The organism is Corallococcus exercitus (assembly GCF_003611585.1).
Taxonomy (GTDB): domain Bacteria; phylum Myxococcota; class Myxococcia; order Myxococcales; family Myxococcaceae; genus Corallococcus; species Corallococcus exercitus.
The window spans coordinates 1-12427 of sequence record NZ_RAVW01000287.1; the positions used below are offsets into that span (position 1 = coordinate 1).

At 70.4% G+C, this 12427-nt stretch carries 8 protein-coding genes; 5 read left to right on the forward strand and 3 right to left on the reverse strand.

What is annotated here, in order from left to right; genetic code table 11:
• Positions 1-11 precede the first annotated feature (11 nt).
• From D7W79_RS28755 to D7W79_RS28775, 5 genes are read left to right on the forward strand one after another with little or no spacing between them, the layout of a single operon-like run.
• Positions 12-4250, forward strand: a complete 4239-nt coding sequence (locus tag D7W79_RS28755; RefSeq protein ID WP_120528586.1) for a pilus assembly protein — start codon at positions 12-14, stop codon at positions 4248-4250.
• Positions 4247-4846, forward strand: coding sequence for a PulJ/GspJ family protein (locus tag D7W79_RS28760; protein ID WP_120528587.1), 600 nt, complete (start codon positions 4247-4249; stop codon positions 4844-4846). Before D7W79_RS28755 ends, D7W79_RS28760 begins: the two co-directional genes overlap by 4 nt.
• A complete protein-coding gene (locus tag D7W79_RS28765; protein WP_120528588.1) occupies positions 4843-5934 on the forward strand; it encodes a PilW family protein in 1092 nt (363 codons plus the stop codon). The genes D7W79_RS28760 and D7W79_RS28765 overlap by 4 nt, the downstream gene beginning before the upstream one ends.
• Positions 5935-5960: 26 nt before the next feature.
• Positions 5961-6596 carry a hypothetical protein gene (locus D7W79_RS28770; RefSeq protein ID WP_120528589.1) on the forward strand — a complete coding sequence of 212 codons (636 nt, stop codon included), beginning with the start codon at positions 5961-5963 and terminating at the stop codon, positions 6594-6596.
• Between the two features lie 35 nt (positions 6597-6631).
• Positions 6632-7054: an HD domain-containing protein gene (locus D7W79_RS28775; protein ID WP_120528590.1), complete on the forward strand. Its 423-nt coding sequence runs from the start codon at positions 6632-6634 to the stop codon at positions 7052-7054.
• A gap of 84 nt (positions 7055-7138) precedes the next feature.
• Here the strand turns inward: D7W79_RS28775 and acnA are convergent, their stop codons facing one another.
• From acnA to D7W79_RS28790, 3 genes are all read right to left on the reverse strand, one after another.
• Positions 7139-9874 carry an aconitate hydratase AcnA gene (gene acnA / locus D7W79_RS28780; RefSeq protein ID WP_120528591.1) on the reverse strand — a complete coding sequence of 912 codons (2736 nt, stop codon included), beginning with the start codon at positions 9872-9874 and terminating at the stop codon, positions 7139-7141.
• Between the two features lie 128 nt (positions 9875-10002).
• On the reverse strand, positions 10003-11274 hold the full coding sequence (locus tag D7W79_RS28785; RefSeq protein WP_120528592.1) for a phospholipase D-like domain-containing protein: 1272 nt from the start codon (positions 11272-11274) through the stop codon (positions 10003-10005).
• Positions 11275-11375: 101 nt separating this feature from the next.
• A complete protein-coding gene (locus D7W79_RS28790; RefSeq protein ID WP_439099249.1) occupies positions 11376-12365 on the reverse strand; it encodes a hypothetical protein in 990 nt (329 codons plus the stop codon).
• Between the last annotated feature and the right edge of the window lie 62 nt (positions 12366-12427).

Below are 12427 nucleotides of genomic sequence, written 5' to 3' on the forward strand. Positions count from 1 at the left end.
CCGGTGAACCCTTGGCTCCCCTCACCCCCAGAATCTCCGCGTCGCGGCGAATCCTGCTGGGCCTGGCGCTGCTGACGGCGCTGCCGGCATCCGCCACGGACATCGTCACCTTCAGCCAGGGCGCGCTCATCATCCCGGAGCAGGCCACCTTCCAGCAGGGCTGTGGAAGCCTGTCGGCCTACGGCCTGGTGTGGCGCCTGCTGCAGTCCAACGAGGCGGGCGGCTTCAACGCCAACCACCCGGTGACGGTGTACCTGGCCATCGACGATACGAAGCGGTCCCCCAACCGCTGCGTGCCCACCAACAAGCACCTGCCGCCGTCGCCGAACAACGGCGCCTGGAACGACCCCAGCTGGAACGACGGCTGCGACTTCCACATCAGCAACTCGGCCTCGGCGCCCGTCGTGCCGGTGCCGCCGCTGCAGGCGCTGCCCTCCGGGGGCCTGTTCCCCGCGGGGGACGTGGACAACTTCACCACCGGCACGAACGAGGCGCGGCCGAACTTCACGCGCGCGACGCTCAACACCGCCAGCAACTTCCGCGACATCCAGTACATGGGCGGCGCGTTCATCATCGACGCGAAGGACGCGAAGAACGCGCTCGACTTCCTGAACTCCTCCACCGGGCCGGACGCGCCGAACAAGTTCCGCACGCCGTGCAACTGCGACACGTTCACCAACGGCAGCGGCTGCTTCTACGTGCGCATGCACCAGGCCACCATCGAGTTCAACGCGCCCATCGGCCGGCGCCTGAACCGCGTGCCCCCGAAGATCGCCCTGCTGGACCGGGACGACCACAACTCCGGTGACGAGTCCTACGTGAAGGGCGGCATGCTGGACGACTACCTGCGCAACGCGGGCCTGGACTTCCCGGGCGCGGGCGGCTGCCCCCAGGGCACCACGAAGACGTGCACGCGCAACGGCGGGCGGCCCGGCCTCATCTACGACGCGCTCCACGCCAACGCGGACCTCGTCTCCACCTCCGCGTTCCCCCACGGCCTGCTCAACGCCGAGGACCCCGTCACCCAGCGCCCCCGCTACCGCGTGTTCTGGGCGCCGCACTGGGAGCTGGGAAACAGCACGCGCCCCGAGTACCGCGACAACGGCGACGGCGCCGTCAACCAGGCGGAGAACGTCCTCAACAACATCGCGTACTTCACCAACCAGCGCGGCAACGGCCTGTTCGCCGAGTGCGCCAGCATCTGGTCCTATGAGCACACCGAACGTCCGGACGGCTCGATGGTGCTGTCCTCGCACTTCCAGAGCGACGGTCTCTTCGAGAAGAACGCGCTCGTCAACGGCGACACCTGGAACGGCCGCAACTGCACGGACCCCGACTACCGCAACGAGTCCTCGCCGCGGCCCGCGTGCGTCCTCTACCCCAACCCGGGCGACCCCTTCTCCCAGCTGGGCGACTTCCGCTTCAACAACGTGGCGGGCCACACGGAGAACTACCGCACGACCTTCAAGAACGGCGTGCGGCGGCTGGCGGTGAGCTGGAAGGACTACGCCCCCGGCAACCAGTACGACAACCCGGCGCACGTGGCGGCGAACGCCCAGCGCGGCCACGACTTCTTCTCCTTCAACCAGAAGGACAATGATCCGCAGAAGGCGACCATCGTCTACCTGGCGGGCCATGACTTCAAGGACAGCGTCGCGGGCACGCGCATCGTGCTCAACACGCTGCTCAACCTGGGAAGCGAACCGCTGCAGAGCGAGCGCACCGTGTCCGCGCCGGTGGCGCTGGACGACAAGAACGGCAGCGACACCAACGGCTCGCGCGCCGTGCTGTTCAAGACCTCCTACAACGCCGTGACGGGCTACCCGCCCGGCGCGGACACGTACACGCCCGCGCAGGGCTCGCACTGGGTGTTCCCCTACTACCCGGGCACGCTGCGCGCGCACTCGCTCATTGGCGGGGACGCGCTCGCCAACGGGGAGAACTCCCTGTCGGACGGCACCCTGTGGAACGCGGACGCGCGCATGCCCGCGCCCGGCGACCGCAACCTCTTCACCTACTTCGGCGGCGAGGTGACGGAGAACCCGTCGCTGGGCGCCGGCCGCAACGCGCCGCACGGGGTGCTGCAGGTGGGCTGGCAGCCGGAGGAGGTCTCCGGCACGCGCATCAACAAGAACTACGGCGCGTCCCCCAACCCCAACTGCGTGGACGTGCTGAAGCTCCACCGCGCCCAGGCCCGCGACGGCACCTTCCACTACGACTTCGTGAAGGGCAGCGACGGCGTCTGTGACCTGCAGCAGGCGACGCAGTACTCGCCGCAGCTGGGCGGCTCCGACTTCGGCATCACCAACGAGATCATCAACAAGGGGCAGCTGCTCAACGACTTCAACGCGGTGGCGATGATGCTCCAGCGCGTGCGCGGCTACTGCTACGCCACGGTGTCCGGCCGCGACGGCGCCAACGAGACGCCCATCCTCCAGCCCACCAACGCGCAGTGCAACAACGACTCCGCGGACAACAAGGCGCACCTGGGCGGCTTCATCCACTCGTCGCCCGTGGTGGTGCCCGCCAGCACCTTCATCCCGGACCGCAACGCCGCGCGCCCCACGGTGGCCTACGCGGCGGGCCTGGACGGCCAGGTCCACGCCTTCTACGTCTCCGGCGGCGCGCGCTACGACGGCCCGGCGGAAAACCTCCAGTTCCCCAACCCGGACGCCAGCGCGCGCTTCAAGACGGACTTCGCCCAGCGCTTCCGCTCCGGCACCACGCCCCTGCCCGGCACGGAGCTCTGGAGCTTCCTGCCGGCCACGCAGCTGTCGGGCCTGCGCAACAACACCGCGCGGGTGAACAGCGCGCCCGTCGTCTTCGACGTGTTCGCGGACTTCGTGGGCACCGGCCGCCGGGAGTGGCACACGGTGCTCGTCGCCAACGTGGGCCAGACGGGGCGCGACCTGTTCGCCCTGGATGTGACGAACCCGCTCAAGCCCGTGCTGCTGTGGCACCTGGTGGGCAGCCACTACGCCACCTCCAGCGCGCCGCACGCCGTGGTGGCGCTGGCGGACCGGGGCCAGGGCGGCATGGACTGGACGTACACTTGGGACGAGGACTCCAGCCTCTTCCTGCTGCCGCCGCGCTCGGACCCGGGCCGCGCCTCCAGCGGCCTCTATGACTACAGCGGCCTGGGCGGCTCGCGCGGGCTGTCCGTGGGCGTGAGCTGGGCGGGGCTTTCGCCCGTGTACACCGTCTTCGTCGCCTCCAGCAGCTCCGGGGCGCCGGCGGTGGCGGGCTCGCCGGGCTCCCCCGCCAAGGGCGTGCAGGTGTTCGCCATCGACGTGGCCACCGGCCAGAAGCTGTGGCAGTGGCAGCAGGCCTACGCCAGCAGCGTGGACAACAGCGCGCCGGCCGCGCCCACCGTGTCGCAGGACTCCAGCGGCGCCGCGCGCCTCTACGTGGGTGACATGGAGGGCCGGCTCTGGGAGCTGGACGCGTCCACTGGCATGAACGTCAACGTGACGCGCATGGGCCCCGCGTGCAGCGACGCCGCGCCCTGCAAGTACACGGCGATGAACATCGGCGGGCTGCCCGTCACCAGCCAGCCCATCAGCACCAACGTGGGCCTGGCGCGCATCCCGCGCGACGCGGCGGACGCCTCCGCCTTCGGGCAGTACAAGGGCAAGGTGGTGGCCCTGGTGGGCACCGCCGGCATGGACTGGGTGCCGGACTCGGTGGGAGGCCGCTTCCATGCGCTGCTCCTGGACGCCGGCCTGCGGCTGCCCCTGGGCCAGGACGGCAAGCGGCTGGACGGCTCGCCCATCAACGCGAACCTGGCCCACACCGAGGCGACCACCTACGGCATCCTCCAGGAGGCCCCGCCCTTCCCCATCGTCTTCGCCGCGCCCGAGCACGTCTACGGCAACGTCACCATCGCGGGGCGCACCGCGTACTTCAGCACCGCGGAGGAGTCCGTGAACGACCCCATGCTGCTGAGCGCCTCCGTGCGCGGCCACACGTACAGCATCGACCTGGGCAACACGCCCACCTCGCAAGGGGACATCCACCCGATGAGCGGCGCGTCGCTGGCCAACTACGGCGGCGTGGCCGTCTACCACCGCGACAACGGCGGCACGTCCCAGGACTACATCGTGGGCGCGGAGGTGAGCGCCCTGCGCGTCACGCGCATCGACAACGGGAGCAACGAGGGGGCCTCCAGCCCCACCTCGAAGAACTCCGTGGCCGGCGAGAACGGCGTGCTCTACCAGCTCCTCAACTGGAGCCAGAGGTTCCTCGAATGAGAGCCCTTCCCTCTTCCTCCTCCCGCCGGGGCAGCGGCCTGCTGGAGGTGCTCATCTCCATGAGCGTCCTGGCGCTGGCCGCCGTGGGCGCCGTGATGGGCATGGTGGCCGCCACCCGCGACGTGAAGGACGGCCAGGTGCTCCAGGGGCGGCGCATGCTGCTGGAGGCGCGCGTCCAGCGGCTGTGGCTCGCGTCCAAGCTGGAGCTGGCGAACCAGGCCGTCGCGCGGCCCGCCACCTATCCACCGGAGCTGGCCCTGGGCGCGGCGCCCTGGAAGCTGGACCCCAGCACGCCGCAGGCGGGCGACGTGGGCACCGGCGCCTACTTCCGCGTGCTCCCCACGGGCCAGGTGGTGCCGGCGCTGGACGTGCCCAACGGCACGCCCTGTGACGTCACCACCCCGGACGCGGTGCTGCCCCGCGACGTCTACTGCCGTGAAGTCCTGGTGACGAAGGGGCTGCCCAAGGACCTGCCGGCCGCGGCCCAGGCCATGGTGCCCGCCGGGGCCCTGCCCTTCACCTTCTGGACGCGCGCGTTCCGCAAGGGCGACAGCGCGGAGCGCGCCATCGTGCACAGCGAGGTGTTCGTCCAATGAGGTTCCCGTCGAGGTCCCGAGGCATGACGCTGCTGGAGACGATGGTGGCCGCGGCGCTCGCCACCATCATCCTCGCGGCGGCCACGGCGCTGCTGCTGGCGGGCGGGCGCGTGGTGCACAACACGGAGCACGTGGCGGACAGCCACGACCACGCGCGGCTCGCGGGAGAGACGCTGCTGTCCGCGGTGCGCCAGGCCGGCGCGGGCATGCCCGAGGGCCTCTGGGTGGTGTCCGGCGGAACGCCCCAGCGCATCAACCCCGTCTTCGGCGGGGACGGCGCGGGCTCGGGCGTGCTCGCCGCCACCACGTCCGGCAACGTGCCGGGCACGGACGGCAGCGACGACCTGTGGCTGGTGGTGCCGGACCGCAACTACCTGGGCCGCGACTGCGCGCCGGGCGCGGCGATGTCGGTGGTGAAGAACGGCACCGGCCCCATCGAGGTCAACTGCGTGGGCACGCCCAGCGGCGCCCCGCCCTCCAACCCGATGCTGGTGGCCAGCAACATGAAGAGCGGCGCGCTGCTCACCCAGACGTCGGTGACGAGCAACCCGCCCACGGCCACGGTGAACTACCTGGAGTCCAGCGTGCCGGGCTTCTCCAACGCGCCCCACAAGGGCGGCTTCCAGCGCACGGACATGGTGTACCCCGTGCGGCTGCTGCACTTCTTCATCGGGACCAACCCGGTCAACGGCCGCAAGGCGCTGATGCGCGCGGAGGGCAAGCCCGGCGGTGACGTGGCGGGGCGCCCCTTCGTGGACATGGGCGACCCGGTGGTGGTGCAGGACTTCGTGGAGGACCTCCAGGTGGCCTTCGGCGTCGACGCCACGAACACGGGCGACCCGGCCCAATACGACTTCCAGAACGGCTTCAAGCCCGAGTACACGCCCGGCCTGCGCTCGGTGCGCGTCAGCGTGGTGGCCACCGGCCGCTCGCCCCGCCGCGACACGCGGAACCAGGCCGTCCTCTCCGAGGACCTGCCGCTCACGGTGGAGAACCACACGCCCGCCGTGGCCCCCGCGGACGGCTACTTCCGCAGCCTCTTCTCGCGCCGGGCGGAGCTGCCCAACCTGGCCTCGGCCAGCCTGTGAGTCCGTCTTCCGTGAGGTCTTCCGCCATGTCCCCGCGCCCTTCGTCCAGAGCCCTCCGCTCCACCCGCGGCGCCACGCTGCTGCTCGTCGTGCTGCTCGTCACCGTGCTCCTGGGCCTGGTGGCGGGCGTGATGGCCTACGCCAGCAGCGAGCGCACGCGCGCCGTGACCTCCAGCCGCACGGGCCAGCGGCAGGGCTGCGCGGAGAGCGGCCTGCAACTGGCGCGCGCCTACTTCGGCCGCAACTTCCCCCTGTGGAACACCTTCTTGAGCGCGCCGTCCATCTACGACCCCATCGCCTCGCCCACCAACCCGTCGCCCGCCAACCCGCGCACCGCCGCCGGCCGCGCGGCCATCAAGGCGGTAAACCCGGCGCTGTTCGCGGACCTGGACGGCGACGGCAAGGACGACGTGTACCTCTACGTCCGGGACAACGAGGACGAGTTCAAGCCGCTCCCCCCCGAGTGGAACCGCGACAATGATCAGAACGTCGTGGTGGGCGCCCTGTGCATCAGCGAGACGCTGATTCCGCGCCGGGGGGACACCAACCAGCTGGACCCCAACGCGCTCGCCGTGGAGGGCCTCCTCAAGTCCAGCAGCGGCGGCGAGGTCTACTCGGCGCAGGCGGGCGGCGGCACGGGCTCCGGCAACATGAACCATTGAGCCGTGAGCCCGCCGGGCGTGCGAAGCTTCCGCCCATGCCCACGCTCGAAGACGCCATCGCCCTGGCGGTGGCCGCGCACCAGGGTCAGCGCGACAAGGCAGGACAGCCCTACATCCTCCACCCCCTGCGGGTGATGCTGCGCCTCGCGTCCGACGCGGAGCGCACCGTGGCCATCCTCCACGACGTGGTGGAGGACACACCGTACACGCTGGAGCGCCTGCGCGGCCTGGGCTACCCGGAGGACGTGCTGTCCGCGCTGGACTGCCTGACGAAGCGCGAGGGCGAAAGCTACGAGGCCTTCATCGAACGGCTGCGTCCCCATCCCCTGGCCCGGCGCGTAAAGCTGGCGGACCTGGAGGACAACATGGACGTGCGCCGGCTGAAGGACGTCACGCCCAGGGACGCCGAGCGCCTCTCACGCTACGTGGCCGCCTGGACGCGCCTGCGCGCGGAGTAGCCCGCGGCATGAAAGACGACGGCCCGGCGACCCTCCCGTGAAGCGAGGGCGGCCGGGCCGCGAAACCGTGTGACGCGCGCGCCTTTAAGCCTTGGCGAGCTGGCGGAGCACGAACTGGAGGATGCCGCCGTTGCGGTAGTAGTCGAGCTCGTTCGGCGTGTCGATGCGGCACAGCGCCGTGAACTCGATGGGGCCCTTCTCACCGGTGGCCTTCACGGTGAGCTTCTTCTGCGGCGCCAGCCCCTCCGCGATGCCAGTGATCTCGAACGTCTCATGGCCGGTGAGGCCCAGCGACTGCGCGTCCTGGCCCGCCTCGAACTGCAGGGGCAGCACGCCCATGCCCACGAGGTTGGAGCGGTGGATGCGCTCGAAGCTCTTGGCGATGACGGCCTTCACGCCCAAGAGCTGCGTGCCCTTGGCCGCCCAGTCGCGGCTGGAGCCGGTGCCGTACTCGGCGCCCGCGAGCACCACGAGCGGGATGTTGTCCGCCTGGTACTTCATGGACGCGTCGTAGATGCTCATCCGCTCGCGCGTGGGGATGTGCACCGTGACGCCGCCCTCGACGCCCGGAACGAGCAGGTTCTTCAGGCGGATGTTGGCGAAGGTGCCGCGCACCATCACCTCGTGGTTGCCGCGGCGCGCGCCGTAGGAGTTGAAGTCCTTGGGCTCCACGCCCTCCGCCATGAGGTACTTCGCGGCGGGGCTCGTCTTCGCGATGTTGCCCGCGGGGGAGATGTGGTCCGTCGTGACGGAGTCACCCAGGAGCGCCAGCACGCGCGCGCCCTTGATGTCCTGCACGGCCTTGGGCTCCTTCGGGAGGTTCTCGAAGAAGGGCGGCTTGCGCACGTAGGTGGACTTGGCGTCCCACTGGAACGTGGAGCCCTTGCTCACCTGCAGCTGCTGCCAGAGCGTGTCGCCTTCCATGGCGTTCGCGTACTGGCTGCGGAACTGCTCCGGCTTCACGGCCGTGCGGATGGTCTCCTTGATCTCCTCGTTGGACGGCCAGATGTCCTTGAGGAACACCGGCTTGCCGTTGGGGTCCGTGCCCAGCGGCTCGTTGTCCAGGTCGCGGCCCACTTCACCGGCCAGCGCGTACGCCACCACGAGCGGGGGGCTCGCCAGGTAGTTCATGCGCACGTGCGGGTTGATGCGGCCCTCGAAGTTGCGGTTGCCGGACAGCACCGCCGCCACCACCAGGTCGCCCTCCACCACGGCGTTGGACACGGACTCCGGCAGCGGGCCGGAGTTGCCGATGCAGGTGGTGCAGCCGTAGCCCACGACGTGGAAGCCCACGGCCTCCAGGTAGGGCAGCAGGCCCGCGTCGCGCAGGTACTCCGTCACCACGCGGCTGCCCGGGGCCAGGGACGTCTTCACCCAGGGCTGCGGCTTGAGGCCCTTCTCCACGGCCTTCTTCGCCAGGATGCCCGCGGCCACCAGCACGGCCGGGTTGGACGTGTTGGTGCAGGACGTGATGGACGCGATGACCACCGCGCCGTGGCCCACCTGGTAGCTCTGCTTGCCCGCCTTCACGGTGACGGACTGGGCCAGCCGCTCCGGGGCCACCGGGGCCGCGGGGGCCTTCGCGCCGCCCTTGGGGCCCTCGTCGTCCTCGCCCTTGCTCTTGCCGGCGGACAGCATCTCCACGAGCGACGACTCGTAGCCGGCCTTCATGTCCTTCAGGGGCACGCGGTCCTGCGGACGCTTGGGGCCCGCGAGGCTGGGCACCACGGCGGCCAGGTCCAGCGCCAGCGTGTCGCTGAACAGCGGCTCCTGGGCGCCGGCGTTGAACCACAGGCCCTGCTCCTTCGCGTACGCCTCCGTCAGCGCCACCACGTCATCCGGGCGGCCGGTGAAGCGCAGGTAGTTGCAGCTCTCCTCGTCCACCGGGAAGAAGCCGATGGTGGCGCCGTACTCCGGGGCCATGTTCGCGATGGTGGCGCGGTCCGGCAGCGACAGGTTCTTCAGGCCCTCGCCGTAGAACTCCACGAACTTGCCGACGACGCCCTTCTTGCGAAGCATCTGCGTGACGGTGAGCACCAGGTCCGTGGCCGTGGCGCCCGCGGGCAGCTTGCCGGTGAGCTTGAAGCCCACCACCTGCGGGATGAGCATCGTGATGGGCTGGCCCAGCAGCGCGGCCTCCGCCTCGATGCCGCCCACGCCCCAGCCCACCACGCCCAGGCCGTTGATCATCGTCGTGTGGCTGTCCGTGCCCACCAGCGTGTCCGGGTACACGGTCTTGCCCTGGCGGAACGTCACCTGCGCCAGGAACTCCAGGTTCACCTGGTGGCAGATGCCGATGTCCGGGGGAACGACGCCAAAGCCCTTGAACGCGCTCTGGCCCCAGCGCAGGAAGGCGTAGCGCTCGCGGTTGCGCTCGAACTCCAGCTCCGCGTTCTCCTTGAAGGCCGCGGTGGTGGCGAACGAGTCGATCTGCACCGAGTGGTCGATGACGAGGTCCGCCGGGTTGCGCGGGTTGATCTTCGCGGGGTCACCGCCCATGGCGGCGAGCGCCTCACGCATGGCGGCCATGTCCACGACGGCCGGCACGCCGGTGAAGTCCTGGAGCAGCACGCGCGCGGGGTGGAAGGAGATCTCCGTCTCCGGGGCGGCCTTGGGGTCCCAGGCGAGCATCTTCTCGATGTGCTCGCGCTTGACGACGCGGCCGTCCTCGTTGCGCAGCAGGTTCTCCAGCAGCACCTTGAGCGAGAACGGGAGGCGGTTGACCGCCGGGTGGGCCTTCGCCAGCGTGGCCAGGCTGTAGTAGTCGTAGGTGGCCGAGCCGACCTTGAGCTGGGCCTTGGTGCCGAAACTGTCCGTCATGTGCGTTGCCGTCCTTCCGTGCCGGAATGACGCAACTTCTAGGCGTGTCCCCCCCGGCATGCAAAGGGTTCCTGCACCGCGTTGAAGACGGTGGACGGTTGCCCTGAACCCCGGGCTTACGGCCCCGCTCAGAGCACCTTGCGGAAGAAGTACAGCACGCGCTCCACGGCCTTCTGCCAGAGGGGCCGGCGGCGGAAAGCGGCCAGGTCCACCTCGCGGCAGTTGCCGCAATCCAGACGGAACGAGTCCTCCAGGTCGCGCCCCAGCCGGGGGTCCGCGAAGACGGCATTCACTTCGTGGTTGAAGGCCAGCGACAACCGTTCCAGGTTGAACGACCCGATGGTGCCCCACACGCCGTCCACGACGGCCGTCTTGGCGTGCAGCACGCCCCGGCGCCACTCGAAGATGCGGATGCCGGCCTCCATCAGCGGCTCGTAGAAGGCGCGCGTCGCATGCTCCAGGAACGGGTGGTCGCTCTTGCCCCCGTTGAGCAGCAGGCTCACCTCCACGCCGCGCTTCGCCGCGTCCTTGAGCGCGGCCACCATGCGCCGGTCCGGAACGAAGTAACCCGCGGCGATGAGCACGCTGGCCCGCGCGCGCTGGATGGCGTGCAGGTACGCGCGGTGGATGCTGCGGCGGCTGGACAGCACCGCCAGTCCCACGTCCCCTCTGGGGAGCAGGGCCCTGGGCGCGTGCGCCCCGCCGCGGATCCGCCGGCGCAGCCGGCTCAGGCGGTCGCGGAACATCATCCGCCACGTGGCCAGGAAGCGCCGCTCCAGCTCGTGCACCGCCGGGCCTTCAATCCGCAGCACGTCGTCGCGCCACGCCACGCCCTGCCCCTCCGGGGCCCAGTGCGCCGCGATGTTCACCCCGCCCGTGAAGGCCACCGTGCCGTCCACCACGAGAATCTTGCGGTGGTCCCGGCGCAGCAGGTGGCGCAGCCCGCGCTGGAGGCTGAAGGGCTTGAACGCCCGCACGTCCACGCCGCGCTGGCGCAGGCCCTCGAAGAAGCTCTTGCGGCTGGTCCACGACCCCACCGCGTCGTAGAGCACCTTCACGTGCACGCCGCGCTCGGCGGCCTCCGCCAGCGCCTGGCCGAAGAGTTCGCCCACCGCGTCGGTGACGAACATGTACGTCTCCAGGCGGATGGAGCGGCGCGCGCGGCGGATGGCCTCCAGCATCTCCGGGTAGGCCTCCACGCCGTCGCGCAGCAGGCGGCACGCGTTGCCCTGGAGGGTGGGGTGGTGCTGCGGCAGGTAGTAGCGGGCGAGCAGGCGCCGGGACACCCCGTCGCTCCACACCGGAGCATGCTCGGGCACCGGCCCCGTCGAGCGCGCCAGCTTCGGCGCCGCTGGAACCAACCCTTCCGTCTGCCGCTCCTCCCCCGCCAGCTCACGCATCACCCCACTGAGGGTGGGAACGGGGGGAGGGACCGGCAACCCGGACGGGCCCTGCCCGCCTCCCTGGCGGGGTTGCACCGTCCGCCAGGCAACGGCTGGGACTACAGGCCGTACTCGATGCGCTTGTTCTCCGCGCGCGTGGCGCACGGCTGGTCGTACTCGGGGAAGTACTCGCGCATGTGGTCCAGCGTGGAGGCGGCCTGCTTGTAGTGGCCCTGGTTGTAGTAGCCCTCCACCTCCAGCAGCAGCTTGGAGCAGGTGCGGTCCAGCTCCATCTGCGCGCGCTTCATGGCCTCCTGGGCCTCGAAGTAGAGGTCCGGCTTGGGGTCCGGGTGGGCCTCCAGCATCAGCCACGCCTCGCGGAAGGACTTCCAGGCCTCGTAGCGGTTGCGCGCGCCGATGTCCGGCGTGTCGAAGTTCTTGCGGCCCTTCTTGAAGGACTCGTTGGCGGTCTGGATGAGCTGCTGCGTGGAGAGCTGCTCGGGCAGCAGCGCGCGCTCCACCCAGACGTTCCACACGCGCCAGGTGTCCTCGCCGGGCGGGTTGCGGGTGTTGTCGAAGATGATGCGGTTGGGCTCGCCCTTGCGCAGCTGCTGGGGCGGGATCATCAGCTCCAGCGAGCGCTCCTGGCTGGCCATCGTGTCCGGGGGCACCTTGCCCACGTCCACGCCGTTGACGCTCACCACCACCTCGTCCTTGGAGATGCCCTGGGCCTGGTAGTGGAGGATGACCACCGCGCGCGTCGCGGCGACGAACTCCCACTCGAAGACCTTCATGTCCGGCCGGTTCCAGGTGACGTCGTCGCCCAGGCCGAACGAGTCGTTGATGGGCTGGTTGGACAGGCGCACGGGCTCCTCGCCCTTCTGAACCTTGTCCTCGCCGCCCAGCACCAGCCAGTACATGAGGGCGAAGAGGCCCAGCACCACCACGCCGCCGCCGGCCATCACGCCCGCGCGGACCTTGGAGTTCGCCTCCGCCCAGAACAGGCGCAGGTTGGCCACCAGGCCCGGCGTCTCCCGGCGGATGCGGGCGCGCTCGGCCGCGGACAGGCCACCGCCGCTGGAGGCGCCGGCGCGGGGCGTGCGGGCCACCGCGCGGGAAGACTGCTGTCACTTATACACATCTGACGCTGCCGACGATAAGGCTCGTTTCG

Bases quoted from the DNA above. Each gene is read 5' to 3' on its own strand.
- D7W79_RS28760 (WP_120528587.1), top strand. From the start codon at position 4,247: ATGAGAGCCCTTCCCTCTTCCTCCTCCCGCCGGGGCAGCGGCCTGCTG.
- D7W79_RS28765 (WP_120528588.1), top strand. From the start codon at position 4,843: ATGAGGTTCCCGTCGAGGTCCCGAGGCATGACGCTGCTGGAGACGATG.
- D7W79_RS28770 (WP_120528589.1), top strand. From the start codon at position 5,961: ATGTCCCCGCGCCCTTCGTCCAGAGCCCTCCGCTCCACCCGCGGCGCC.
- D7W79_RS28775 (WP_120528590.1), top strand. From the start codon at position 6,632: ATGCCCACGCTCGAAGACGCCATCGCCCTGGCGGTGGCCGCGCACCAG.
- acnA (WP_120528591.1), bottom strand. From the start codon at position 9,874: ATGACGGACAGTTTCGGCACCAAGGCCCAGCTCAAGGTCGGCTCGGCC.
- D7W79_RS28785 (WP_120528592.1), bottom strand. From the start codon at position 11,274: ATGCGTGAGCTGGCGGGGGAGGAGCGGCAGACGGAAGGGTTGGTTCCA.